General features: G+C 68.1%; 22 protein-coding genes. 10 read left to right on the top strand and 12 right to left on the bottom strand.

Annotated features, from left to right (window positions below; genetic code table 11):
* Positions 1-65 precede the first annotated feature (65 nt).
* On the top strand, positions 66-1,166 hold the full coding sequence (locus L593_RS05605; protein WP_020445969.1) for a DHH family phosphoesterase: 1,101 nt from the start codon (positions 66-68) through the stop codon (positions 1,164-1,166).
* 336 nt (positions 1,167-1,502) lie between these two features.
* On the opposite strand, the gene mdh is transcribed toward L593_RS05605, so the two are convergent.
* Together mdh and L593_RS05595 are read right to left on the bottom strand one after the other, a co-directional pair.
* On the bottom strand, positions 1,503-2,417 hold the full coding sequence (gene mdh / locus L593_RS05600) for a malate dehydrogenase (RefSeq protein ID WP_020445968.1): 915 nt from the start codon (positions 2,415-2,417) through the stop codon (positions 1,503-1,505).
* A 138-nt stretch (positions 2,418-2,555) separates the two neighbouring features.
* Positions 2,556-3,536, bottom strand: coding sequence for a nucleoside hydrolase (locus L593_RS05595; RefSeq protein WP_020445967.1), 981 nt, complete (start codon positions 3,534-3,536; stop codon positions 2,556-2,558).
* Positions 3,537-3,635: 99 nt separating this feature from the next.
* Between L593_RS05595 and L593_RS05590 the strand changes: the two genes are divergently transcribed.
* Complete coding sequence (locus tag L593_RS05590) at positions 3,636-4,304, top strand: Sjogren's syndrome/scleroderma autoantigen 1 family protein (protein ID WP_020445966.1); 669 nt, start codon at positions 3,636-3,638, stop codon at positions 4,302-4,304.
* A 33-nt stretch (positions 4,305-4,337) separates the two neighbouring features.
* Here L593_RS05590 and L593_RS05585 read toward each other — a convergent pair whose 3' ends face one another.
* Together L593_RS05585 and L593_RS05580 are read right to left on the bottom strand one after the other, a co-directional pair.
* Positions 4,338-4,946, bottom strand: a complete 609-nt coding sequence (locus L593_RS05585; RefSeq protein ID WP_020445965.1) for a hypothetical protein — start codon at positions 4,944-4,946, stop codon at positions 4,338-4,340.
* A gap of 61 nt (positions 4,947-5,007) precedes the next feature.
* On the bottom strand, positions 5,008-7,701 hold the full coding sequence (locus L593_RS05580) for an ERCC4 domain-containing protein (protein ID WP_020445964.1): 2,694 nt from the start codon (positions 7,699-7,701) through the stop codon (positions 5,008-5,010).
* A gap of 132 nt (positions 7,702-7,833) precedes the next feature.
* On the opposite strand from L593_RS05580, the gene L593_RS05575 reads away from it, so the two are divergent.
* Positions 7,834-8,253 (top strand): universal stress protein, encoded by a 420-nt coding sequence (locus L593_RS05575; protein WP_020445963.1) that lies wholly within the window; start codon positions 7,834-7,836, stop codon positions 8,251-8,253.
* A gap of 38 nt (positions 8,254-8,291) precedes the next feature.
* On the opposite strand, the gene L593_RS05570 is transcribed toward L593_RS05575, so the two are convergent.
* The 4 genes from L593_RS05570 to L593_RS05555 all read right to left on the bottom strand — a co-directional run bounded on the left by L593_RS05570 (position 8,292) and on the right by L593_RS05555 (position 12,972).
* Entirely contained in the window at positions 8,292-9,497 is a 1,206-nt protein-coding gene (locus L593_RS05570) for an inorganic phosphate transporter (RefSeq protein ID WP_020445962.1), read from the bottom strand.
* Positions 9,498-9,636: 139 nt separating this feature from the next.
* Complete coding sequence (locus L593_RS05565) at positions 9,637-10,293, bottom strand: hypothetical protein (RefSeq protein WP_020445961.1); 657 nt, start codon at positions 10,291-10,293, stop codon at positions 9,637-9,639.
* A gap of 3 nt (positions 10,294-10,296) precedes the next feature.
* Entirely contained in the window at positions 10,297-12,114 is a 1,818-nt protein-coding gene (glyS, locus tag L593_RS05560) for a glycine--tRNA ligase (RefSeq protein ID WP_020445960.1), read from the bottom strand.
* Entirely contained in the window at positions 12,115-12,972 is an 858-nt protein-coding gene (locus tag L593_RS05555) for a CBS domain-containing protein (RefSeq protein ID WP_020445959.1), read from the bottom strand.
* A gap of 563 nt (positions 12,973-13,535) precedes the next feature.
* On the opposite strand from L593_RS05555, the gene L593_RS15900 reads away from it, so the two are divergent.
* From L593_RS15900 to L593_RS05540, 4 genes are all read left to right on the top strand, one after another.
* Positions 13,536-13,703, top strand: a complete 168-nt coding sequence (locus tag L593_RS15900) for a hypothetical protein (protein WP_187292640.1) — start codon at positions 13,536-13,538, stop codon at positions 13,701-13,703.
* Between the two features lie 276 nt (positions 13,704-13,979).
* Positions 13,980-14,132, top strand: coding sequence for a 50S ribosomal protein L39e (locus L593_RS05550; RefSeq protein WP_020445958.1), 153 nt, complete (start codon positions 13,980-13,982; stop codon positions 14,130-14,132).
* Positions 14,129-14,407 carry a 50S ribosomal protein L31e gene (locus L593_RS05545; protein ID WP_020445957.1) on the top strand — a complete coding sequence of 93 codons (279 nt, stop codon included), beginning with the start codon at positions 14,129-14,131 and terminating at the stop codon, positions 14,405-14,407. The genes L593_RS05550 and L593_RS05545 overlap by 4 nt, the downstream gene beginning before the upstream one ends.
* Before the next feature lie 12 nt (positions 14,408-14,419).
* A complete protein-coding gene (locus L593_RS05540; RefSeq protein WP_020445956.1) occupies positions 14,420-15,085 on the top strand; it encodes a translation initiation factor IF-6 in 666 nt (221 codons plus the stop codon).
* A gap of 182 nt (positions 15,086-15,267) precedes the next feature.
* On the opposite strand, the gene L593_RS05535 is transcribed toward L593_RS05540, so the two are convergent.
* Positions 15,268-15,777 carry a hypothetical protein gene (locus L593_RS05535; protein ID WP_020445955.1) on the bottom strand — a complete coding sequence of 170 codons (510 nt, stop codon included), beginning with the start codon at positions 15,775-15,777 and terminating at the stop codon, positions 15,268-15,270.
* A gap of 215 nt (positions 15,778-15,992) precedes the next feature.
* On the opposite strand from L593_RS05535, the gene L593_RS05530 reads away from it, so the two are divergent.
* Complete coding sequence (locus L593_RS05530; protein WP_020445954.1) at positions 15,993-16,886, top strand: helix-turn-helix domain-containing protein; 894 nt, start codon at positions 15,993-15,995, stop codon at positions 16,884-16,886.
* A gap of 71 nt (positions 16,887-16,957) precedes the next feature.
* Here the strand turns inward: L593_RS05530 and L593_RS05525 are convergent, their stop codons facing one another.
* Positions 16,958-17,176, bottom strand: a complete 219-nt coding sequence (locus L593_RS05525) for a hypothetical protein (protein WP_020445953.1) — start codon at positions 17,174-17,176, stop codon at positions 16,958-16,960.
* 184 nt (positions 17,177-17,360) lie between these two features.
* On the opposite strand from L593_RS05525, the gene L593_RS05520 reads away from it, so the two are divergent.
* Positions 17,361-18,173 carry a 23S rRNA (uridine(2552)-2'-O)-methyltransferase gene (locus L593_RS05520; protein ID WP_020445952.1) on the top strand — a complete coding sequence of 271 codons (813 nt, stop codon included), beginning with the start codon at positions 17,361-17,363 and terminating at the stop codon, positions 18,171-18,173.
* Positions 18,174-18,397: 224 nt separating this feature from the next.
* Here the strand turns inward: L593_RS05520 and L593_RS15895 are convergent, their stop codons facing one another.
* Positions 18,398-21,124 (bottom strand): twin-arginine translocase subunit TatC, encoded by a 2,727-nt coding sequence (locus tag L593_RS15895; protein WP_020445951.1) that lies wholly within the window; start codon positions 21,122-21,124, stop codon positions 18,398-18,400.
* Between the two features lie 110 nt (positions 21,125-21,234).
* Here L593_RS15895 and L593_RS05510 point away from each other — a divergent pair, with 110 nt between their 5' ends.
* Entirely contained in the window at positions 21,235-22,824 is a 1,590-nt protein-coding gene (locus tag L593_RS05510; RefSeq protein ID WP_020445950.1) for a twin-arginine translocase subunit TatC, read from the top strand.
* 71 nt (positions 22,825-22,895) lie between these two features.
* On the opposite strand, the gene L593_RS05505 is transcribed toward L593_RS05510, so the two are convergent.
* Positions 22,896-23,951: a quinone-dependent dihydroorotate dehydrogenase gene (locus L593_RS05505; RefSeq protein WP_020445949.1), complete on the bottom strand. Its 1,056-nt coding sequence runs from the start codon at positions 23,949-23,951 to the stop codon at positions 22,896-22,898.
* Positions 23,952-24,014: the final 63 nt, after the last annotated feature.

Here is a 24,014-nt window from a genome sequence, read left to right as displayed (position 1 = left end):
CTTCGCGGTTCGTCGCGGATGGGGTGGATCGGCGGACTCTTGGCCTTCGCTCCGCTCGAGCCCGTATGGACGACGATCTCATCGACGATCGCGATCTCTCGCCGGAGCGCCGCTCCCTGCTCCCCGGCGAGGGCTTCTTCGTACCCGACTCCTTCGAGGAGGAACTCGAGGCCCAGGAGGCGGCCGAGGCGCTCGCCGGCGTCTCCGTCGCCGTCGTCGCCGACCCCGACGCCGACGGACTCGCCTGCGTCGCGTTGCTCCGGGAGGTCTACGGCGAGGCGGCGTTGATCCCGACCGGTCCCCACGACCTCGAGGACGGCATGGAGTACGTCGCCGAGTACGGCGAGGACGACCTCCGCGCGTTCGTCTGTGACCTCTCCCCCGACCGCTTCGAGTACGTCGAGGAGGAACTCGCCGCGCTCGTCGAGACCGCGAGCGAGGTCCGGTGGTTCGACCACCACCAGTGGGACGAATCGGTCGCCGACGCCGTCCGCGAGACCGGCGTGGACCTCGTCGTCGGCGACTCGGAGGAGGAGTGCACCGCGGACGTCGCGCTGCGTTCCCTCGATTACGAGTTCCCCGCGCACCTCCACGAACTCGCCGCAGTGACGCGGGATCACGACCTCTGGATCAAGGACGATCCCCGTAGCGACGACATCTCCGATTACTCCTACTGGGTCGAGGACGAGGAGACCTACGTCGAGGTCGTTCGCGAGCACGGTCCCGACCTCCCCGAGGAGACGATGGCGATGCTCGAGGAGCGTCGCGTCGAGAAGACCGACCGCATCGAGCGCGCGCTCCGTCGCGCGGAGTTCCGGGAGATCGGCCCCTGGACCGTCGGGATCACCTACGGCCGCTGCTCCCAGAACGAGGTCGCCGAAGGGATGCGCGAGGAGGGCGCCGACGCCTCCGTCATCGTCAAGCCCTCCGGCCCGGCCTCGATTCGTGGCACCGACGACTTCGAGCGTGCCCACGAAGTTGCGGGGAAGGTCAACGGCGGCGGCCACCCGAAGGCGGCGGGCTGCAAACCCGACGTCTACGAAGACATGCTGGACTACGCGCACCACTGGACGACGCAAGGAGCCGTCTGCAAGCAGGCGATTATCGACGCGTTCCGGACGGTCGCGGCGGAGGTCGACCACGATCCCGACTCCCCCGAGGAGTAGCGCGATTTTCGCACGCTATTTCGCGGCGTGCGATCGAGCGAAGTGAGGCGACGGAGGGCACGGCGAGTCCCGGATGGAGAACGGGGGCCTCCACGGCCGTTCGCACCGTTCCGGATCGAATACCTATCAATCTCTCTGCAAAACCATTATGCGGAATGGCGTTGCATTTCTTCGTTGAGATGACCCGAAACCGCACCCACGTCTCGGAGTGGGCGTCGTTCGTCGGCGAGCGGGTCCCGCCGGAGTACGAAGAGGGCGAGGCGTCGGGCCGACGCGCAGAGTAATCGATCCCCCACGAAGCCACGAGCGAGTCCGCTCAGCGACACCGAGTCCGCGCTACGCGATTTCGTCGTACTGCTCGGAGAGTTTCTCGGCAGCGTCGTCCATCAGCTCTTCCTCGTACTCGTCGAGTTCCCACTCGACGACCTCCTCGACGCCGTTGGAACCGAGCTTGACGGGAACGCCGAAGGCGGTGTCCTCGTACCCGAACTCGCCGTCGAGGACGACGGAGCAGGGCAGGACCTCGCCGGTGTCCTCGAGGATGGCCTCGACGGTGTGAGCGACGCCGGTCGCCGGGCCCCACTGCGTCGCGCCCTTGCGCTCGATGACGTCCATCGCGGACTCCTGGAGTTCGCCCAGGATCGCCTCCTTCTCGTCGGCGTCGTACTCGGGGTCCGTGCCGTCGACGCGGAGCTTCGAGAACACGGGGACCTGCGCGTCGCCGTGCTCGCCGAGGATCGTGGCCTCGACGTTCTTGACGGGCGTCTCGAAGCGCTCGGAGAGGACGTAGCGGAATCGTGCGGAGTCGAGGCGGCCGCCGAAGCCGATCACTTTCTCCCGAGCGCGCTCGCCCGTCTCGTAGAGGTGGCGGTTGAGCAGGTCGACGGGGTTCGAGGTCGTCACCGTGACGAAGTCGTCGTTGTGCTCGGCGAGCGACGAGCCGATGTCGTCCATGATCGGCGCGTTATCGCCCGCGAGGTCGATGCGGGTCTGGCCGGGCTGTCGCGGGATGCCGGCCGTGATGACGACGACGTCGGAGCCAGCGGTGTCGGCGTAGTCGCCCTGCCGCACGCGCGTGTTCGAGTCGTAGGCGATGCCGTGGTTGGTGTCGGCCGCCTGGCCGATCGTCGTGTCTTCCTGGTCGGGGATGTCCACGAAGACGAGTTCGTCCACCACGTCCCGGAGCGCGAGGTTGTAGCCTGCGGCGGCGCCGACCGTCCCGGCCGCGCCGACCACGCTAACTTTCGTCATACCACGTGGAACTCCCCCACGTTCGCAGTTAACGGTGTCGGAGTGGGGTCTGTGGGCCGTCGTACGCCGATTTTCGGGATCGACGATCGTCGAATTGTTCGCGGGCCGATCCACCCGCGCCCGGTCGTTCCCCACCGCCTATCGGCCGAGCAGCGTCTCGGTTAGGTACGCCTCGAAGCCGTCGAGGTCCGCCCACTCCAGGGCCACCCGTGCCTCGAACTCGCCGCCCTCGCCGGGCACCGTGAGCCCGTCGTCGGTGACGTCGAAGCGTGCGCGCTCGACCTCGACGAACGACTCGGTCCGAGCGAGGTCCACGGCGACCGAGTCGAACAGCGTCGAGGAGCGTCGCGTAAAGTCCTCGTAGGGCATCCACGGGACGCGCGGCGCGAAGATGCAGACGTTCTCGATCACGCTCCGGAGCAGCGGATCGTCGGTCGCCGACCAGATCGCGTTGTACCGCTCTCCGTCCAGGGTGAGCAGCCCGCAGGTGTCCAGCGGCGTCAGGAGGACGTCCCGCCAGTCCGCGGCGAGGACCCGGCGGAACGCGGCTGGATCGACCCGGACGTTCGTCTCGGCGTCGCGCTCGGGGGTACCGTCGTAGCCGATGTAGAAGCTGCCGTGCATTCCGACGAACCGGCAGGACTCGGCGAGTTCCGGGTCGCGGTCGAGCGCTGCCGCGACGCTCGGCGTCGGCGCGATCGAGATCACCGTCACGGGCGACTCCGTAGCCGCGACCAGGTCGACGAACGCGCCCACGCCGTCCTCGTGGACCGTGCCCGGGTAGGACTCGAGGTCGTAGTCGTCGACCCACGGGCCCTGATGCCGGTCGTCCGCCGCCATCGCGCCGTCTTCGACGCCGAGGCCGATCGGCACGTCGGTCCGGTCGGCGCGCTCGAGAAGCTTCGCGGCGACCTCGCCACGGTAGCGCGCTTCGCCGGTCTCGGTGAGCACGAGCTGGAGGTCCAACTCCGGGGTCCGGAGGAGCTGTGCGAGCGCCCAGGTGTCGTCCACGTCGCTGCCGATGTCCGTCGCGAGCACGACCGGGATCGGCTCCTCGACCGTTCCAGTGGGCGCCCGCCCGTCAGCGTCGTCGCGTCGCAATCGATCGTCGGTCGTCACTGTGGCTGCACCTCGTGTAGGACGCCGGTTCAACGTTGCTCCCCCGGAACCGCTCGCGCTCCCGCCGGACTTTTCGCCCCGCGGCTCCTCCGCTCGCCCATGAGCGACGCCGACGACTCCGGATTCGACAAAGAGGCCGAGCGGGAACGCCTCCGCGAGAAGTACGAGCGCGAGAAGGAAGATCGCGCGGCCGCCGAGCAGATGAGCGACCTCTTGCTCAAGGGCGCGACGATGACGAACGCCCACTGCGGCGAGTGTGGCTCACCGATCTTCCGCGTCGACGGTCAGGAGTTCTGCCCGAACTGCAACGTGGAAACCGAGGAGTCCGCTGCGACCCACGAACCGGCAGCGGACGAGGCCCCCGCAGACGCAGCGGGCACCGAGGACGACGCCACTGCGGAGCCGTCCCCCGACGAACAGCTCGCAGACGTCATCTCCAGCGGTGCGGACGCCGAGCCCGAACCGACCGGCGGCACCTCGATCGCCGAGCGCGCTGCTGCCTCGGTCCAATCCGACGATGCGGGGACGGCGTCGAGCCAGCCGAGTGGCGAATCATCTGGCTCGGACGAGCCGCCAGCACAGCCGACCGACCCCGCCCCACAGCCCGCCGCCGACGCGAGCCTCGCCGACGCCCAGCAGTCGCTGTTGAACGCGATCACCCACCACGCCCGCGCGGCGACCGACGCCGATCCCCGGGCGGCGAAGGACCACCTCGAAGCCGCCAGTGAGGCCGCCGAGGCGCTCGCGGAGATCAGCCCGGAGAACTGACCGCCGCCGTGTCCGTCCCCGACAGCTGTGGACTCAGGGGCACTTCGCGTCCCCGAATCCGCTCGGCTCGCTTCCTTGTCGCCGCGGGTCTGTCGCACCGCTCTCGATCGTCACCAGCATCGCCTGTCCACCGTAGCCGTGCGTCTGATCGTGGCCGCGGACGACGACGCAGGACTCCTCTGCCGGCACTGTGACCGTCTCCGAACGGGTGAACTCCTCGGTGCCGTGGGCGTGGAGCAGTTCGCGACGACCGAGTCGCTCGCCGTCGGGCGTCTCGACCTGCCACCAGTTCGCGTAGCCGTCTTCGCCATCGTCGTCGTGGAGGAGGGTAACGTCGAAGCGGTAAGCGCCGTCGCCCTCGGTCTCGACGGCGACCGCCGTGACGTTCGCCTCGCGGAGGTCGAGGTCGTCGCTCCCGCCGTCCGTGCCCGAATCTTCCACGTCGTCGTCGGAATTCGATTCGTCCGATTCACCGCCGTCTGCCGTGGTCGAGCGGTCGTCGCCGTCCGATCCGTCTCCGTTTTCGCCGCCCGACCCGTCACCGTCTCCGGCGTCCGAATCGTCGCCCAGACAGCCCGCGAACCCGCCGATCGCCGCGGTTCCGCTCGCGAGCAGTCGCCGTCGCGTCCACCGGCGGATCATAGGTACTGCTTGGGTTGGCACCTGCAAGAGAATCGGGGTTCAACCAGTCGGTTGTCTCTGCCTACTGCCCCGTGTACTCGCTCGTCACGACCTCGAGAATCCGCTCCACCGTCACCTGCCCGACGCCGTCGACTTCCAGCAGTTCCTCTTCGTCGGCGGTCATCACGTCGCGGACGCTCCCGAAGTGTGCGAGCAGGGCCCGCGCCGTCACGGGGCCGATCTCGGCGATCGAGGCGACGACGTACTCCTGCTGTTCGCCGAGCGTCTTCGATTGCTTCTCGCCGTGGACGGACACCTCGCGATCCCGATCGGCCTGCTCGCGACCGGCGATCGTCGCGAGCAGCTCCACCGTCTCGTCGGGGTCGTCGCTGTGCATGATCGAGAGTCCGTAGTCCACGGCGAGTGAGGTGAGCGCACCGCGGATCGCGTTCGGGTGGACGTCCCGGCGCTCGTAGACGCCCTCGCCCTCTAAGATTACGACGGAGCGTTCGTAGTGCCGCGTCAGGTCGCCGGCCTGCTCGAAGAGCGAGCGATCGCCGCCCAGCAAGGTATCGAGGAAGTCCTCCACGGTCTTGCGCTCGACCGCGACGCGATCGGAGCAGACGTAGTCGCCGACGGCCAGCGTCTCGAGGCGCGTCTCGATCTCGTCCTTGCGGGAGAGATCTCTCGCGATCGAGGACTCCAACTCGCGCTGGTCGATGACGACCTCGATCGCGTCGGCTTCGGGATCGGGGGCCGCGACGGTGCCCTCGCGCTCGTCCTCGTCTCCCTCGGTTTCGTCGACTGCAGCCTCGCTACCGGCCACTGCTTCGAACCCCTCTGTTTCGGCTGTAGCATGTGGTGTGGTATCGTCTGGCACGGAACCGTCCTCCGCGTCGTCGCTCGCGTCGAACGAGCCGAGGTCCGCCTGGCCCTCGGCCTCTCCCCCATCGCTTGCTTGCGATTTCCCGTCGCTTCCGGCTCCGTCAGACGCGCGTCTGACGCCGTCTGCAGCCGGTTTCTCGGCGGTTTCGTCCGTCAGACCCTCCGTCGAAGACGGTCCAGTCGAAACGGGGGTTTCGTCACTTCCCTCCTCACTTCCATCGTCGCTCCCGTCACCGGTCCTCGACTCGGCGATTTCGGGGGTCGCTCCAGCGCCACCCGCTGGTACCGCCTCCGGCGCGTCGCCGGTCGCGAACGCGTCGAGCCCGGCCTGTTCGAGCCGGGCGTCGAGTTCGTCGGTCATCGCCTTGAGCTCGGCCAGCTCGTCTGCCATCTCCTCCTCGCGACGCTTCGCGATCCAGAAGAAGGCCTCGTCGCGGGTGTCCTCGGCCATCAACACCACGACCTTTCCCTTCGCCTGTCGGCCCGTTCGGCCCTTGCGCTGGATCGAGCGGATCGCCGTGGGCACGGGCTCGTAGAAGAGGACGAGGTCGACTTCGGGGACGTCGAGGCCTTCCTCGGCGACGGACGTCGAAACGAGCACCTCGAACTCTCCCGCGCGGAACGCGTCGAGGGTCTCCTGTTGCTCCTTTTGGGTCATCCCGTCGGAGCCATCCTTGTCCCCCTGACCGACGAACCGCCGCGTGTCGAAGTGCTCGCCCAGGAACTCGGTGAGTACCTCCGCAGTGTCCCTGGATTCGGTAAAGACGATCGCGCGCTCGCCGTCCTCGATGCCGAGCGTCTCGGCCAGACGGAGGTGTGCCTCCCGGAACTTGGGATGCCGCTCGTCGAAGTCCTCGACGCGTCGGATCGCCTCGCGTATGGTGGGATCGGAGACGAACCGCTGGCTCGCCTTCGAAGCCCCCGACGACCTGGCCTGCTGGCGCTGGCGCTCGAAGTAGCGCTCGACGGCCTCGATGGACTGCGTCTCGACGACCTCCAGCGCGCGCCGGAGCTTCATGATCTCCGCGTGGATCGACATCCCCTCGTAGCCCTCCGACTTGTCCTGGTCGATGAGGTTCTGGAGCTTCCCCCGCAGTTCGTTCAGGTCGCGCTGGGAGAGGTCCGCGCTGCGCTTCTTCGTCACGCCGAGTTCGCGCAGCCGCTCGAGGCGTTCCTCGATCACGTCCGCGAGCGCATCCCTGATCTCGATCAGCTCCTCGGGCAGTTCGACGGTGTCCCACTCGACGTCGGTGTCGTGCGTGAACCGATCGACGTCGGCGTCGTCCTCGGTCATCACCTCGACCTGTCGGAGCCCGAGATTGGCGCAGACCGTCAGGATCTCCTCCTCGTCGCCGCCGGGCGAGGCGCTCATCCCCGTGACCAGCGGCTGCTCGGCGTCTTCGTGGTACCGTTCGGCGATGTAAACGTAGGCGTAGTCGCCGGTGCCGCGGTGGCACTCGTCGAAGGTGAGGTGGGTGACGTCCGCGAGGTCGATCCGGTTGCCGATCAGGTCGTTCTCGACGACCTGCGGCGTGGCGATCACGACCCGCGCGTCCTCCCAGAGTTCCGCGCGATCGTCGGGCCGAACCTTGCCGGTGAACACGACGATCTCCTCGTCGGGAATCTCCAGGGCCTCCCGGTAGAACTCGGCGTGTTGCTCGACGAGCGGCTTCGTCGGCGCGAGGAGGAGCGCCTTCCCGCCGACCTCATGGAGCCGCCGGGCCGTCACGACCAGCGAGACTGCGGTCTTGCCCAGGCCCGTCGGCAGGCAGACCAGCGTGTGCCCGTCCATCGCGCGGCCCGCGAGCTGGAGCTGGTAGCGCCGCCGCTCGAGCATCCCGTCGACGAGCATCGGGTGCTCGATCGTCGCCACCGACTCGCCGTCTGTCATCGGCGTGGATTCGCCGTCGGCGCGCAAAAGGGTTCCCGTACCTCGGTGAAAGTGGTCGGTCTCCGTGGCCCTCGCTGCGGCCGCCGGTCGGACCGGGACCACCTACAAGGGCGTCCGCCGCGAAGCGGGGCTGTGCCACCCTCCCACGTCCTGGTCGTCCTCGACGGCTCGCCGCGGGCCGAGGCCGCCCTGGAGCACGCCCTCGTGGAGTACGACTGCACGATCACGGTCCTGAACGTGATCACGCCGGTCGACGCGGGGATGAGCGAGGGATCGATCCTCGACCCGGACGACGAGCGCGAGCGAGAGGCCCGCGAGCGCGCCGAACGACTCGCCGCGGAAGCCGACGCGACCGCGCCGACCGTCGAACCGGTCGTCGTCGCCGACACGCCAGTCGACGCCGTCCTCGACTATCTCTCCGAGCACGACGTCGACCACGTCGTCATGGGCGGTCACGGCGGGCCGCGTCACGAGATCGTCGAGCGGATCCTCGGGACGGTCGCGACGGAGGTCGCTGACGCCGCGGAGGTACCGGTGACGATCGTGCGCTAGGGCGCCGGACCGTTCGAAGCCAGCCCCGATCGCTCCGATTACTCCACGCCGAGCACCGTCGTCAACAGCTTGTAGAGCCCGAAGCCGACTCCGATCGAGCCCGCGAGCGTGATCAGCCAGAACGCGATCGTCACGCCGATCTTGCGCCGGGACACGCCCGCGCTCCCCGCGGCGAGACCGCCGCCGATCACGCCGGAGATCACGATGTTGTTGAACGAGATCGGGATGCCCAGCGCGATGGCGAGCTGGGCGATAATGAACCCCGGCACGAGCGCAGCGATCGATCGACGGACGCCCAGTTGTGCGTACTCGCGGGAGGTGGCCTGCAGGAGGCGCGGTGCGCCCATCCACGCGCCGGCGAGGATGCCGAGCGCGCCGAGGCCGAGCAGGACGATCGCCGGGAGGCCGAGTTCGACGCCGTAGAGGTACTCGAGCGGCCCCGTCGCGAGCCCGACCTGGCTGCCGCCACTGGAGAAGGCGACGAGGCTGCCGAGCAGGACGAGGAACGTGCGGATCCCGCCCTCGACCGAGTCCTGGATCCGCTTGCGGACGAACGCGAAGGCCACTGCTGCGAGCACGACCGTCGCGAGGAGCCCGACGACGTCGACGTCACCCACGACTGGCCCACCGACGGCACGCGCGGCGAACCCCGCGAGCGACCCTTGGCTCTCGCCCGGCGCGGACGGAATCACGCCGAGTCGAATCCGGCTCACGATCCCGCCGACCACCGCTGCCAGTAGCGGGACGCCGACGGTTTCGGGCACCTCGTCTCTGCGGAGCATCGTCGCCGTCCCGAACGCCAGTCCGCCGGACATCGGCGGCACCAGTAGCCAGAAGGTGACGATCTCCCGGTAGGTGTCGGTCGCGGGATCGCCGCCCAGCGAGAGCCCGACCCCGATCATCGCGCCGGTCGTCGCGAACGCCGCCGGGACCGGGTAGCCCGAGTAGACGCCGAAGCCCATGAACGCCGCCGCAGTCAGGAGCCCGGCCGTGGCCGCCAGGGGCGTGATGTCTACGCCCAGGATCAGTCCGGAGCCGACCGTCTCGGAGATGCTCCCGCCCTGGGTCAGGGCGCCGAGAGCGGCGAGGATGCCGATGAGGAACGCCGCTCGCATCGTCGAGACCGCGTTGGCGCCGATCGCCGGCGCGAACGGCGGCGAGTTGCTGTTCGCCCCGAGCGCCCAGGCCATCGAGAGCCCCGCGATCGTCGCGAGCCCGACGAGGGCCCAGAAGGTGACTGCCATGTGTACAACCGGCAGAGCACTCGCGGCTGCCAGCGATGGAACATCGTTCTCCCGTCGGACCAATCAAGCTACCGCCGTGACCGGCGGGTCGCTTCGCACTCGGACGGTGGGCGCGCTGCTGGGCGAACGCTGCAGCGACTCACCCGATCCAGCCCGGGCCGTACGCGAGCATCAGCGCGATAGCGGCGGCCGCGCCGATCGGAATCGTGAGGTTGTCGTCGATCACGTAGCCGCGAAACTCCGCGAAGACGCCGTCGGCGACGCTCGCGGCGACGCCGCCCGCAGCGGCGACCAGCGGCGGGAGGAAGGGCAGGCCGACGAGCAGACAGACGACGAAGGCGCCGACGAAGGCGCGGGCCGGTTTCACGGGCGTCGGATCGGCACCGCCGAGCACGCCGCCGACGGGGTCGGCGACAGCGAGCATGAACATCGAGGGGATCGCGATCTGGGGATCGAACGCAACGGCGACGACGGCCATCCCGACCACGTAGAGGGCGTAGCCCGCGATCGTCTCGGACTCGTACTCCCTGGTCAGGTGCTCGAAGATCCACCAGTCCGCGAGGCCGGCACGCAGGCGGAGCAGCTCGAGGCCGCCGACGATGGCCACGCCGCCGACGAGCAGGATCTGCAGCCAGGCGTAGGGCAAGCCGAGCACGTACAACAGTGGGATCCCCGCGCCGCTGACGTGGACGAGCCGGCGGCCGAGTTCGCCCTCCAGGCGCTCGCGAACGGCGGCCAGTCCGCTACCGATCCGGCCGTCCTCGCCGACCTGTCCCTCCGTGCGCTGGTCGGGCATCGATCACTCCGCCGGCTGGCCCTCGGCGAGCGCCGAGAACTCCCGGACGCCGTCCCGCAGGTCCCGACAGATACGGGGGAGGTCGTCGGCGGGGACGCGCACCTGGGCAGTCGAGTCGCGTTCCCGGATCGTCACGGTGCCGTCCTCGAGCGTGTCGTGATCGACGGTGACGCAGAACGGCGTCCCGACCTCGTCCTGGCGGCGGTAGCGCCGACCGATGGCGCCGGAGTCGTCGTACTCCACGGAGAGGCCGATCTCGCGAAGGTCGTCGGCGAGGTCGCGAGCGCGCTCGCCCATGCCGTCCCTGTCCATCAGCGGGAAGACGCCGACGGTCGTCGGTGCGACCTCGGGGTCGAGCGTGAGGTAGGCCCGCTCCTCGCCGTCGACCTCGTCCTCGCGGTAGGCGTGCTCGATGAGCGTGTAGACGAGCCGGTCGACGCCGAAGGACGGCTCGACGACGTGGGGTCGGAGGTGCTCGCCGGCTTCGGTGACCTCCTCGACGGCGTAGCCCGTGTGTTCGAAGGGGACGTCGTAGGTGTCCGCGTCGTCGCCCTCGCCCACGGTCACTTCGACGGTGCCAGCGGGCGCTGCGGCAGCGGCGTCGAAGCGGTCCGGGTCGGTCGCCGCGATGGCTTCGAGCGCCTCGGCGATATCGGCGGCCGCCCCGCCGAAGGTGGGACCGAGTTCGCTCATGTCCGGATCGACGGTGGCACGCTTCGTCGTCCGCGGCTCGTCGTACTGCTTGAAGACGGTGAAGTCGTCGTCCGCGTACTCGGCGTGCTTGCGGAGGTCGTAGTCGGAGCGATAGGAGAAGCCCGCCATCTCGATCCAGTCGCCGGCGGCGTAGCCCTCCGCGTCCCAGCAGTCGCTGGAGTAGTGGGCGAGTTCGCCCGGGAGGTGCTGGCGGAACCGGAAGCGGTCCATGTCGACGCCGACGCGGTCGTACCACCGTTTCGTGACGCCGAGGTAGTACGCGATCCAGTCGCTCTCGACGACCTCGTCCTCGACGGCGGAACCGATCGTCGTCTCGATCGGTTCGCCGTCCTCGGCCTGCTGGGCGTCCGCGGAGTAGAGCGTGACCTCGACGTCTGCGACGGCCTCGACGTCGGGCTCGTCCAGTTCGGGGTCGATGAAGTGCTCGAGTTCGGCCTGGGTGAACTCCCGCGTCCTGACGATGGACTTCCGGGGGCTGATCTCGTTGCGGTAGGCGCGGCCGATCTGCGTGACGCCGAAGGGAAGCTGGCCGCGTGCGTACTGCTTGAGCCGCGGGAACTCGACGAAGATGCCCTGGGCGGTCTCCGGGCGGAGGTAGCCCGGCGACGCGTCGCCGGGGCCGATGTTCGTGCCGAACATGAGGTTGAAGTCCTCGACCGGCTCGCCGGCGAGGGGTTCGCCGCAGTTCGGGCAGGTGATCTCGTACTCCCGGAGCAGTTCCTCAACCTCGGGGATCGGGAGCGCCTCGGCGTCCTCGACCGTCGAGCCGGGGGCGTCCTCGATCAGGTGATCGGCGCGGTGGCTCTCGGCGCACTCCGCACACGAGACGAGCATGTCGTCGAAGGTGTCGAGGTGGCCGGAGGCCTCGAAGACCGGCTCGGGCATGATCGTCGGCGCGTCGACCTCCTGGTGACCCTCCGCAATCGCGTACCGCTCGCGCCAGGCGTCCTCGACGTTCTGCTTGAGCCCCGCGCCCTGCGGGCCGTAGGTGTAGAAGCCGGCGACGCCGCCGTAGGCCTCCGAACTCTGGAAGAAGTAGCCCCGGCGCTTGGCTAGCTCGACGACCTCCTCGGCGAGATCTGCCGGTGCGTTGGCAGGCGCGACCATCTACTCCTCCTCGGCGATCGCCGCCAGCAGGTCGACGTCGCGCACGATGCCCGCGAGATCACCGCCGCTGACGAGCGGAATCTGTTCGACGTCGTGGGTGATCATCGCCTGTGCTGCGTCCTGGGCGGTCTTGGACTGGGAGATCGTGACGACGTCCCCGGTCATGAAGTCGGCGACTGTGCCCTCGGGGAGTTCGACGTCCCGCGTCGTGACGGACCGACTGCCGACGCCCTTGATGCCCTCCCACATCCAGTCGTCGTCCTGGTCGGCGAAGGAGTTGCCCGTCTTCGTCTCGCCCTCGACGACCTCGGCGACCTCGATGACGTCCTGCTCGGTGAACACGCCCGCCATGCCGCCCTCGTCGTCGAGGACGACGGCGTAGGGCATGTCGGCGTGGAAGAGCTGACGCTCAGCGACGGCGAGCGGAGTGCCCTGGTAGGCCGTGATCACGGAGCGCGTGGCGATGTCGCCGGCGTTCGCGTCCCCGGGAACGTTCCCCTTCGCGATGGCGTCGACGACGTCGGTGATCGTGACGATGCCCTCGAGTTCGCCGTCGACGACGGGGATCCGTCGGGCCTGCTCGCTGACCATCAGCGCCGCGGCGGCGCGGAGGTCGGCGTTGGCGGTGATCGTCGGGACTTCCTCCATCAGGAGGGCGAGCTGGTCCTCGTCGGGCTGTTCGATCAGCGTCTCCCGCGAGACGAGCCCGCGGTACCGCTCGTGGCCGTCTTCGACCTTTACGACTGGCACGGAGGAGAAGGCACCTTCGCGGAGGTGTTCCAGCGCGTCGTCGCGACTGCCCGGCAGCTCGACGGTCACCAGTGCCGAGCGCGGCGTCATTGCGTCCGAGACGTTCATGCCCCGCCGTAGGTCCAATCCCGGCATAAACCCCGTGCTTTGCGGGGCCATCTGGTGCGTCCGCCCTCGCGGCCGGTGGTTCGCGTCGTTCCGTTTCTGGGACCGCTCGGTACGGCCCTCGATACCCGCTCACGGTTCGCGGTCTCGGTTCGGCTGTCGGTACGTGTTTACGTTCCGGATGCTCGCTGCCCACCAGCTGTGGTCGACTGGCCAGTGCCGTCGGCACCCGTCCTCCTCGTGGGACTCTCGGTGCACCGTGGCTCTTGGAGAACGCAACGATCACGATCAATCACTGCCGATTTCGGCGGTAGGATCCCTCGAGCACTTTCGATTGCTGGGCCGGGCTGACTATTTTTGACGGTACTTCCAGCGGATTAGAACTGCTGGACCTAACGATTGTTCATGTCTTACTCCGCCGGGAAAAGTGGTCAATATATAGGTGTAATCGGTGCAAGTGACGGAATGTTTAGCTATATTGTCGAATATAGGACGATCGTACTCCAATGATCGAGGGGCCACTCCGATCCGGAGCGTTTATCAGTTACCGTTCGGTAGGTACTCACATGGCAGTCGCACCAGGCCACGCTGACGACGGCCCCGACCGAGAGGTGATCGGGTCGCTGGACGACGCCGACGACCGCGAATCCTACGTCATAGCGGACATCGCAACAGAGGAGGCCTGGGTATCCATCGACGCAGAGGAGGCGCCGGACCTCGAAGACATGCGGTGAGATCCTCGGAGTCGGCCGCTGTGGCTCTCGGGGACGTGTGGTAGGACGGTCGTACCGTACGCCCGTCACTGCCCCCGTTTCGTCCGTTTTCTCCTCGATACTGCAACAGTTCTGACAGTTGTGTCCCGTCCGTGATCGAGTCGTGGCGGCACCGCCGGCGGTGGCCGGCTCCTGTCGGTCGAAGTAGCCCTGCTCGTGACCGACGGCACTGGCCGGCCGGTCGGTCGACGCGGAAGAACAACGTTTTATGAGTCGGCGCGGAACGAACACGTCACCATGAGCAAGAAGTCGAAGGCCCAGAAGAAGCGCCTCGGGAAGCTGGAGCGACAGAACTCCCGCATCCCGGCGTGGGTCATGCTGAAGACGGATCGCGAGGTCACCCGCAACCCCAAGCGTCGTAACTGGCGGCGCTCCTCCACTGACGAATGAGCGCGAGTGACTTCGAGGAGCGCGTCGTGACGGTTCCGCTGCGGGACGCCGCCGCGGCGCCGAGCCACCAGCGCTCCGACAAGGCGATGAAGCTGATCCGGGGCCACCTCGCGAAGCACTTCTCCGTCGAGGAGGACGCCGTTCGCCTGGACCCCTCGATCAACGAGGCCGTCTGGAACGCCGGGAACGCGAGCCCGCCACGAAAGCTCCGCGTTCGCGCCGCCCGATTCCAGGAAGAGGGCGAAGGCGTCGTGGAAGCCGAACACGCGGAGTAACGGGAGCCACACTTGCTCCGGGCCTCCTTCTCCGGCTCGTCGTACGTCGGCGTCTTCGCTCGGGCGGCCGCCGGCCACCTGCTGGTCCGCCCCGACGTCGACGTGTCCCTCCAGCAGTCGATCGCCGACGAACTCGGCCTCGAGCCCCTCCCGACGACCGTCGGGGGCTCCGGGACCGTCGGCTCGCTCGCCGTCGGGAACGATAACGGCATCCTCGTGAGCAGCCGCGCGCTCGACCGGGAACTTGACCGCATCCGGGATGCCGTCTCCGTCCCCGTGGCCGAGCTACCGGGTCGGATCAACGCCGCTGGCAACGTCGTCCTCGCGAACGACACGGGCGCCTACGTCCACCGCGAACTCGGTGACGAGGCCGTCGAGGTGATCGAGGAGACACTCGGCGTCCCCGTCGACCGCGGCGACGTCGCGAGCGTCCGTACCGTCGGGACGGCGGCCGTCGCCAACGACCGCGGGGTGCTCTGTCACCCGAAGGCGACCGACGAACAGCTCGACCACCTCGCCGAGCACCTCGACGTCCACGCCGACATCGGGACGATCAACTACGGCGCCCCGCTCGTCGGTTCCGGGCTCATCGCCAGCGAGGACGGCTACGTCGTCGGCGAAGACACCACGGGTCCCGAACTCGGCCGCATCGAGGACGCGCTGGGCTACATCGAGTAGACGCCGCCAGACCCCGCTGGATTCCATCGAGTAGACGCCGCTACACCCGCTGGACTCCATCGGCTGTCACCACCGAACCGGCCGAACTCCATCGGCTGATGCTACCTGAGGCGATCCTCCGACCGTCGGCGGTTCTCCACCTCGTCGGATCACCGATCCGTACTGCGACGAGCGTCGTCGCCCTACCCCAGGTAGCCGTGGATGACGGCACCGAAGCCGGCGGCGCCGATCAGGAAGGACACGAAGCCGCCGATCCCCGTCAGGACGAGGACGCCGTTGATCGCGCTGCCCACCACGAGCGCGGCGGTCCAGCCGCCCTCGTGCCCGACCAGGCGGTCGCCGATCGTGATGAAGGCGATCGCAGCACCGACGGCCCACAGGATGTACGCCAGGAACGCGAGCGGGATCACGACGAGGATGCCGACGATCGTGAGCACCAGCAGCACCGTCAGTACGATCAACGCGACGAGCGTGAGGAGTCCGTAGAGTAACGACGGCCCCGGATCTCGACGGAGCGTCCGTACCGTGCGCTCCGTGTAGTCGGGGAACACGAGGATCATGATTCCGCCGACGATCAGCGTGCCGAGGAACGCACCGACGGCGCTGCCGAGGAGATTCGTCCCGACGTCGGTCGCGCTCTGGGCGACGGTGCGACTCGCGACCAGGACCACGAGCGTGAACTGCGTGAGCACGCGTTCAGGAACGGCATCCGCCGCCAATAGCAACACGTGCGTACCCAGAACGAAGGCGTTGCGTACCGGCTTTGACGCCCGAAGCCAGCGTCTGTCGTCCTCTCCGAGTTTCTCACGGCGCGCCACTGTCGTGGCGTGCGATCCGTACCGTGCAACGAGGCTGGCGGACGCGCACCGGCACAGCGGTTTTGTCGGACGGGCACCTCGCCGATGATATGGACGGGAGCGGCGGTCTCGACGAGCGGTACGTCTCGGCGTTCGACGTGGTTCGAAGTCCGGCGCGCGTCGACATCCTGCTCGCGCTCGCCGAACAGGCAAGCGCCGATCCCGACGCGCCGGCGCTCACCTTCTCGACTCTCCACGATCGCGTCGACATCGACGATTCCGGCCAGTTCAATTACCACCTCGACAAGCTCCGGGGCCACCTCGTTCGCTCGACGGAGGATGGGTACCGGCTCTCGCCGCGCGGCCACGAGGTGGCCGGCGCGATCCTCTCGGGCGCGTTCGCGGAGGGGGAAGATCGCGGTCCGGAGCCCCTCGACGGCGACTGTCCGCACTGTGGCGCGCCTCTCGAAGCGGCCTACGAGCACGGTCAGATCGTGGTCTCGTGTGGTGACGGCCACGAGATCTTCACGAGCAGCGTGCCCCACGACCTCGCGACGGAGGAGTCACTCGCCGACGTGCTGGAATCGGTCCGGGCCCGCGCCAGGTACAAACTCCAGATCGTGCTCGAGGGCACGTGCACGTACTGCTACGGTGACGTCGAGTGGTCGGTCGATCGCGACGCCGACGGTCCCGCGCCAGTGCTCTACACCGGTCGGTGCACTCGCTGTGGCGTCGGCTACTCCACGCCACCGACCTACGCCGTGTTCTTCCACCCCGCCGTCGTCTCCTTCTTCTGGGAGCGAGGGGTCGACGTCCGCGAGGTCGTGGCCTGGGAGATCGACGACTGGACGGGCGAACAGCGGATCGTCTCCGAATCGCCGTTCCGTGTCGCCGTCACGTTCGAGACCGAGGACGCTCGGCTCACCGTGACGCTCGACGAGACCGCGACGGTCGTCGACGCAGTCGAGGAATCGCTCGTCGTCGACGAGGCTGGACCAGAGTAGTCGCCCGTCGCCCGCGATCAGGTAGTGAGAACTGCAGACTGGCCGCTCGAACTACGGAGCTCCCCGGCAGCTCAGGCTGCGTAGCGGCGCTTGTGCCGTCGCCGCGCCGCGATGGCGGTGCCGAGGACGTGGGCGCTGATCGCACCGAGGGCCGTTGCAGTCGCGAGTGCGGGGTACGCCGCCGCGAGCAGCAGGGCGGCGAGCACTGCGACGAAGACGATCGTGCCGCCGATCGAGCGGTGGTCGGTCACTGAGCTCTTGTAGCCGGACGTGGGGATCGTTTGCTCCATTGTAGTTAGTAGTCGGAGCCCCGTCCCCATAAGCATAATCTGAACTACATTTCTGTAGTGCGGTTTACTGAAATTCGCTTCTGTAGCGATCGACGGGCGCGGATCGGCACCTGGTGGTGCGCACGGCCTGCGATCGGGCGGGAACGAAGCCCGTTTACCGTCGCCAGTGCTACATTGGCCAAGAATGCCCGGGAAGGACGAGTACTACAACAGGGCCAAAGTCGAGGGCTACCGCGCTCGCTCGGCCTTCAAGCTCAGACAGCTCGACGAGACCGCGGGTCTGTTCGGTCCCGGGAACGTCGTCGTGGACCTCGGCGCGGCGCCCGGGGGCTGGCTCCAGGTCGCCGCCGAGCGCGTCGGTCCCGACGGGGCCGTGATCGGCGTCGACAGACAGCGCATCGACGACCTCGAGGACCCGGAACCACGCGTCGAACTCCTCAGGGGCGACGTCACGGAGGCGGACACGCGGGAACGTATCCGCGAGATCGCAGCCGAGGTTGCGGGGGCTGACCCCTCCGCTGACACCGCTACAGGCGCCGTCGACGTCGTGCTCTCCGACATGGCGCCGAACGTCTCCGGCGAGTACGAACTCGACCACGCCCGGTCGGTCCACCTCGCGCGCCAGGCCTTCGAGACCGCCAAGAGCGTGTTGGCGCCCGGCGGCGACTTCGTCGCGAAGGTCTTCCAGGGGCAGGACCTTGAGGCATTCAAGGCCGACGTGGACGAGGCGTTCGACTACGCCCGGACGGTCGTCCCGGACGCGACCCGCGACAGCTCCTCGGAGGTCTACGTCGTCGGCAAGCACCGCATTACGGCACCCGTCGCCGCTGGCGAGACCTACACCGTCGATGTCACCGACGAGGGCTCGGAAGGAGACGGCGTCGCTCACGTCGACGGGTTCACGCTATTCGTTCCCGACGCCGAAGTCGGCGAGTCGCTCGAGGTGCGGATCGACGAGGTCAAGCCGCGGTTCGCGTTCGCGGAACGCGTCGACTGACGCCGCTCTGGTCGCGTCGTCTCCGTCGCGTTCGACGCATCGAACCTTCCTTTCCGTCGCGCTCCTCGCAGCGTGGGTCCCACGCTCCGGCCACACCAGTCTACTTAGCGGAGACCCGAACGCTCGACGGGCTACGACGCCCGCAACGCTCGGCGCCGAACCCCTCGACGTTCGACGCTCAGAACCCCACGAGATCGGTGCTCAGAAACCTACGAGGATCGGCGCTACGACGTCCTGGAGGCCCGCCCTCGGCCGAACAGCCGCCACGGTGCCGTGAGCAGCCACAGGAGCAGGAGGCCGAGCACGTACGCGACCGCCACCGGGATGGCGAAGACGAGCATCGTGAGGATGCCGCCGGGCGTGATCAGCGCCGCGACCACGAAGGTGACCAGGACGAAGTGTCGCCAGTACTTGCGCATGCTCTCGAAGTAGACGAGGTCCGAGAGGTGGAGGAGGATCATCCCGATCGGGATGTTGAGGAAGAACCCGAAGCCGATCGTCATGAAGAAGACGATCCACAGCAGGCTCTTGATGCGGTAGGAGACGACCATCCCGGACTGGACGGCGTCGGTGACGAGATAGGAGATCACCGTCGGCGCGACGCCGAAGAAGCCGACGACCGCGCCGGTGAGCGTCCCCATCAGGAGGACGTAGCCCCACATCAGGAACGCGCGTCGGTCGCCGGACCCGGGGGCCAGCCCGCGCTGCTGGAGCGCGGGCCAGGCGTAGTAGAGGATCACCGGCGTGGTGACGAGAATCGCCAGCACGCCGCTGAACTTCACGATGAAGATGAGCACCTCGACGGGGTGGAGGGCGATGATCACGTCCGTCGCGTCGGTGGCGCGCTGCCCCGGCGCGAGGGCCTCGTTTGGCACCTGCGAGATGAAGACGTCCATGATCTGCTTGATGCCGACCGTGTAGAGGTAGGCGAACGTCGCCGTGAACACGCCGATGAACACCGCGACGATGACGAACATTCGCGAACGCATCGAGTCCAGAATGAACCCGATGTCGTACATGTAGCCGCCGATCTCGTCCTCGTCGCGCTCTTCGTCGGCGAAGGCGCCGAGCATCCCGCCGGCGGTGTCACTGAACAGGTCGTCGAAGGCGCCGCCCTCCTCGTCGGTGGCTGCAGACTGCTCGGTCGTCTCGGCGCCAGCGCCGGCTTCGACGTCTGCGGTCGCGACAGCGTTCGGATCGCCCTCGCCGCCGTTCGGGGCGGCCGTGCCGGCCTCGTTGATCTCGTCCCAGCGCTGGAGGACGAGCTGGCCCTTCTCCTCGTCGCCGGCCTCCATCGCTTCGCCGGCGATGTCGATCGCCTCGTCCTCGCTGATCGCCGCGAACGCCTCCGTCGGCGCTGCCTCGACGCCGCCGGCGTCCAGTTCGCGGAGGTCGAGGTTCGCGGGATCACCGGTGACCGGCGGCTCGTCGACGTCTTCTGCCGCTTGCCAGCGCTGGAGGACGAGCCGTCCCTTCTCCTCGTCGCCGTTCTCCATCGCAGCGCCGGCAATCTCGACGGCCTGCTCCTCGGTGAGCGCGGCGAAGGCCGAGTCCGGCGCGTCTGCGACGCCCGCTGCGTCGAGGCCGCGGAGGTCGACGGCGTCTTCGGAATCGCCGTCCGCTCCGTCGCCATCGGCTGCCTGCTGAGCGTCCTCCCACCGTTCGAGGACGAGTCGTCCCTTCTCTTCGTCGCCGGCCTCCATCGCCTCGCCGGCGATGTCGACTGCTTCTGACTCCGAGAGGTCCGCGAACGCGGCAAGCGGCGCGCGACGAACGCCCTCGACGTCGAGAGAGGCGACGTCGACGGCTTCCGGATCCTCCTCCTCCTCGACGCCGACGTAGGCGCGGGGGACGACCGGCATCCGGAGCACCGCCACCAGCGCGTAAGCGAGTGCTACCGCCCCGCCGAGGACGCCCATCACCAGCCCCGAGCGAAGCCACACCGTCGGTCCGCCACGCTCGACAGTCGTCGGGAACGTGACCTCTCCCAGGAACGGGATCGAGGCCGATCGGGGTAGCTGTTCGAGCACTGCTTCCCCGATCACCTCGGCGTGACCGGTGTAGAGCGCGAGCGCTGTTGCACCACCGGAGAGCACGAATGCGCCGACCACGAGGTACCCTTTCCGCCGGAAGGTGCCGGGCTCGACCGGACTGTTCCGTACGCCGCCGCGGTGGACGTTCGTGACGACCTTCGCGACGCCGAGGCTGAACGCGTAGAGAGTGATCAGCGGGATCGCCCACATGATCTGGGTGAACGGGTCCGGTGGCGAGAAGACGGCGCCGAAGACGAAGATGCCGAGTACAGCGTAGCGCCACTTGTCCCGGAACGTCTCGTAGGGGACGATCTCTCCGTAGGACAGGACGCCCATGACGAGTGGAAGCTGCGCAGCGAGCGCGAACGAGATGGTCAGCAGGAGGAGGAACTCGGTGAATCGTACGATCCCGTAGCTCGGTTTCGCCCCCGCCGCGTAGGCCTGTTCGGCGAGGATCTTGAACATCAGCGGGAAGAAGACGGCGTACGCGTAGACCATCCCGACGACGGCGAGGCCGAGCGAGAGTCCGACGAAGCCGTAGACCTTGCCGGTCGTGACGTTCACGCCGGTGTCCTCGATGCGACCGAGGATGGCTTTCCGGGCCAGGTAGAGGCCGACGACCGATGCGAGGACGATGCCGACGATGACCCCGATTTTCACCTGCATCAGGATGACGTCGAACGGGGTCCGCGCGATGATGTCGACCTCCTGGGCGACCGACTCGTTCATCTGGGCCTTCGTCACCGCTTCGAGGTAGTCCCAGATCCACCAGCGCAATGCGAGAATCGTCCCGAGAAAGGCGAAGACGAAGACGAGGAACACCTTCTTCAGCTCGCGCTGGGCCTCCGAGAGCACGCCGCCGATCGTCTCTCGCCCAGCGTTGACGGCGCGAGCCGTGTCCTCGTCGACGACACTCATGTTCCCGAGGCTTGCAATCTGCTCGTTATCAATCTTCTTCCTTCACCCCGCGCGGGCACGGAGGCGAGTCGAAAAGGCCTATAATAACCCGGTTGCGAACTACGGGACGAATGCCCGACGAGCCGGACGAGGACGGCGATTCCGGGAGCGACGCCGAAGGAGCGTCGTCCACGTCCGGCCCCAAGGACGACGCGACGGACTCCGCGCCCTCCGCTGACCCCGAGGAGACGCCTACGTGGGACGGTGAATCCTGGTCCCGTCCCGGCGAGGAGGAATCGGATTCCGACGGTGGGGACGCCGAGGAGACGACGGCCGATGGAGCGGACGCATTGGCCGACGCCGAAGATGCACCTGTCAACGGCGAGGATTCTCCTGCCGACGCCGAGGATTCTCCTGCCGACGCCGAGGATTCCTCTATCGACGGAAATGGCGACGACGGCGAGGCCGATTCCGACGCTGCAGATCCGTCCGCCGAATCGGCCGGCGACGAGGCGGAGCCACCTGCGGATCGCCGCGGCAGCGGCCGTGCGCGCATGGGGTCCCGGCCACCTCCCGGTGATCGTCCGGCGAAGCGGCCGAGCGATGTGGCGGACGACGACGCGAACTCGGACGAGGACCGCGTCTCCCACCACGACCCCGACGATTTCGGCTCCACCACGAGTCAGCCCGACTACGCCACGGACAAACTCGACGACGATGCGACGGACGCACGAGACGAGGACGCCGAGCATCCGGACGCCCCCGGAACGCCGGACGACCAGCCTACCAGGAACCCCACGGAGCGGGCTCCACGAGGGACCGCTCACTCCCGGGCCGGTGCTGGGACGACGGATCAGACCGATGCCGCGCGTACCCAGTCCGACGCCGCGAGTACGCCGTCGACCTCGGTGACTGACGACGGTGGGAGCGGCGGGAGCAGCATCCTCTCCGGCGGCATCGGCGGCTCGGCGCCGCCCGACGACGAGGAGATGCCGCTCACCGAGCACATCGAGGAGATGCTCACGCGGCTCGCGATCGTCGTGGTCGTCGCCGCGTTCGCGACGCTGGCAGCCTTCCCCTTCGCCAACGACATCATCATCGAGATGTGGTACGACGTCCACACCGGTACCGTCGAGGCGTGCAAGACGGCTCCCCAGAGCGGCGACTGCGTGGCGCCCCACGTCTACGGGCCGCTGGAACTCGTCCTGACGCGGATCCGCGTCGCCGGGCTCGCCGGACTGCTCGCAGCGCTGCCCCTGGGCGTCTACCAGACCTACCGGTTCATGCGTCCGGGGCTGTACCCACACGAGCGTCGATACTACCTCGCGGCCGTTCCGTTCAGCCTCGTCCTCGCGATCATCGGGATGCTGTTCGCCTATTTCGTTCTCCTCCCGCTGTTGTTCGCGTACTTTATCGGCTACACGCAGGGCTCGGCGGACCTGGCTTTCCAGCTCGCCGAGACGATGAACCTCATCCTGCTGATGATGGGGATGCTCGCGATCATCTTCCAGATCCCGCTGTTGATCATGCTCGCGATCATGATGGGGATCACCACCCGCCGGTGGCTCGAACGCCGCCGCCTCTACTTCTGGGGGCTGTTCCTCGGCGTCGCCGTCATCTTCGGCCCCGACCCGACCGGGATGGCGCCGTTCCTCCTGATGGCGACGATGGTCGCGCTCTTCGAGGGGACGCTCCTGCTGTTGCGGTGGACCGGCCGGTAAGCGTCTCGCGTTTGCGTCCCCTCGGGTGCTGCGCCCGGACGCGACTCGTCCGACTGCTCCAGCGCGGATCGCTACAGGTCGACACCGACCGCGTCTTCGACTGATGCGAAGCCATCTCGTTCCAGCAACTCCAGCAGCCCGCGATTAATCTCGCTAGCGATCGTCGGTCCTTCGTAGACGAGGCCCGTGTAGAGTTGCACGACGCTCGCGCCGGCGCGGAGCTTCCGGTATGCGCCCTCCGCGGACGCGATTCCACCGACGCCGATCACCGGGACGTCCACGCGATCGGCGACGAAGCGGACGCGTTCCGTCGCGCGGTGTTCGAGCGGTGCGCCCGAGAGCCCGCCCGATTCCGCGGCGTTCTGGCTCCGGAGACTCTCGTCGCGCTCGGTGGTTGTGTTGACCGCGATGACACCGTCGAGATCCAGATCACGGACGACTTCGAGAGCGTCCTCGGTCGCGGCCTCCGAGAGGTCTGGCGAGAGTTTCACCAGCAGCGGCGAGGCACCCTCCTCCTGCAGGCGAGAGAGGATGTCGACCAGGGGCCCCCGGTCCTGAAGCTCTCGGAGTCCCGGCGTGTTCGGACTCGAGACGTTCACGGCGAAGTAATCGCCCGCGTCGGCGACCGCCTCGTAGGTGTACGCGTAGTCGTCGGCGGCGTCGGCCAGCGGCGTGGACTTCGACTTTCCGATGTTGATCCCGACCGGGACGTCTGGGAGCCGTGATTCATCGAGGCGTTTCCCGATCGCGTCCGCACCGTCGTTGTTGAACCCCATCCGGTTCACGAGCGCGCGGTCCTCCGGCAGCCGGAACAGGCGGGGCCGCGGGTTGCCTTCCTGGGCCTCTGCGGTCACGCCGCCGACCTCGACGTGGCCGAAGCCGAGTGCGGCGAGGGCGCGGGGGATGCGTGCGTTCTTGTCGAAGCCAGCAGCGACGCCTACCGGGGCCGGGAACTCGAGGCCGAACTCGTCGACCTCGAGCCGTTCGTCCTCGACGCAGTAGCGCCACCGGAGTAGTCGCTCCAGCGGCGTGGCCTGGGCGACCCGCAGTCCCCGGTGAACGACGTGGTGGGCCGCCTCCGGTGGGAGTCGAAAGAGCAACGGCTTCGCGATCGAGTACGCGTTCATTGGGGAGATACCGACGCCGCAACGTCAATAAACGCCCGGAAATCGGTGGCGATCGTCCGCCTC

This window comes from Salinarchaeum sp. Harcht-Bsk1, from assembly GCF_000403645.1.
Taxonomy (GTDB): Archaea; Halobacteriota; Halobacteria; order Halobacteriales; family Salinarchaeaceae; genus Salinarchaeum.
This window is presented reverse-complemented; position numbering and strand designations above follow the sequence as displayed.

Excerpts from the sequence above, each read along its gene's own strand:
- L593_RS05605 (WP_020445969.1), top strand. The coding sequence starts at position 66 with ATGGACGACGATCTCATCGACGATCGCGATCTCTCGCCGGAGCGCCGC.
- L593_RS15900 (WP_187292640.1), top strand. The coding sequence starts at position 13,536 with ATGGCAGTCGCACCAGGCCACGCTGACGACGGCCCCGACCGAGAGGTG.
- L593_RS05510 (WP_020445950.1), top strand. The coding sequence starts at position 21,235 with ATGCCCGACGAGCCGGACGAGGACGGCGATTCCGGGAGCGACGCCGAA.
- L593_RS05545 (WP_020445957.1), top strand. The coding sequence starts at position 14,129 with ATGAGCGCGAGTGACTTCGAGGAGCGCGTCGTGACGGTTCCGCTGCGG.
- L593_RS05505 (WP_020445949.1), bottom strand. The coding sequence starts at position 23,951 with ATGAACGCGTACTCGATCGCGAAGCCGTTGCTCTTTCGACTCCCACCG.
- glyS (WP_020445960.1), bottom strand. The coding sequence starts at position 12,114 with ATGGTCGCGCCTGCCAACGCACCGGCAGATCTCGCCGAGGAGGTCGTC.
- mdh (WP_020445968.1), bottom strand. The coding sequence starts at position 2,417 with ATGACGAAAGTTAGCGTGGTCGGCGCGGCCGGGACGGTCGGCGCCGCC.
- L593_RS05585 (WP_020445965.1), bottom strand. The coding sequence starts at position 4,946 with ATGATCCGCCGGTGGACGCGACGGCGACTGCTCGCGAGCGGAACCGCG.
- L593_RS05565 (WP_020445961.1), bottom strand. The coding sequence starts at position 10,293 with ATGCCCGACCAGCGCACGGAGGGACAGGTCGGCGAGGACGGCCGGATC.
- L593_RS05550 (WP_020445958.1), top strand. The coding sequence starts at position 13,980 with ATGAGCAAGAAGTCGAAGGCCCAGAAGAAGCGCCTCGGGAAGCTGGAG.
- L593_RS15895 (WP_020445951.1), bottom strand. The coding sequence starts at position 21,124 with ATGAGTGTCGTCGACGAGGACACGGCTCGCGCCGTCAACGCTGGGCGA.
- L593_RS05590 (WP_020445966.1), top strand. The coding sequence starts at position 3,636 with ATGAGCGACGCCGACGACTCCGGATTCGACAAAGAGGCCGAGCGGGAA.
- L593_RS05570 (WP_020445962.1), bottom strand. The coding sequence starts at position 9,497 with ATGGCAGTCACCTTCTGGGCCCTCGTCGGGCTCGCGACGATCGCGGGG.
- L593_RS05580 (WP_020445964.1), bottom strand. The coding sequence starts at position 7,701 with ATGACAGACGGCGAGTCGGTGGCGACGATCGAGCACCCGATGCTCGTC.
- L593_RS05520 (WP_020445952.1), top strand. The coding sequence starts at position 17,361 with ATGCCCGGGAAGGACGAGTACTACAACAGGGCCAAAGTCGAGGGCTAC.
- L593_RS05525 (WP_020445953.1), bottom strand. The coding sequence starts at position 17,176 with ATGGAGCAAACGATCCCCACGTCCGGCTACAAGAGCTCAGTGACCGAC.
- L593_RS05530 (WP_020445954.1), top strand. The coding sequence starts at position 15,993 with ATGGACGGGAGCGGCGGTCTCGACGAGCGGTACGTCTCGGCGTTCGAC.
- L593_RS05555 (WP_020445959.1), bottom strand. The coding sequence starts at position 12,972 with ATGAACGTCTCGGACGCAATGACGCCGCGCTCGGCACTGGTGACCGTC.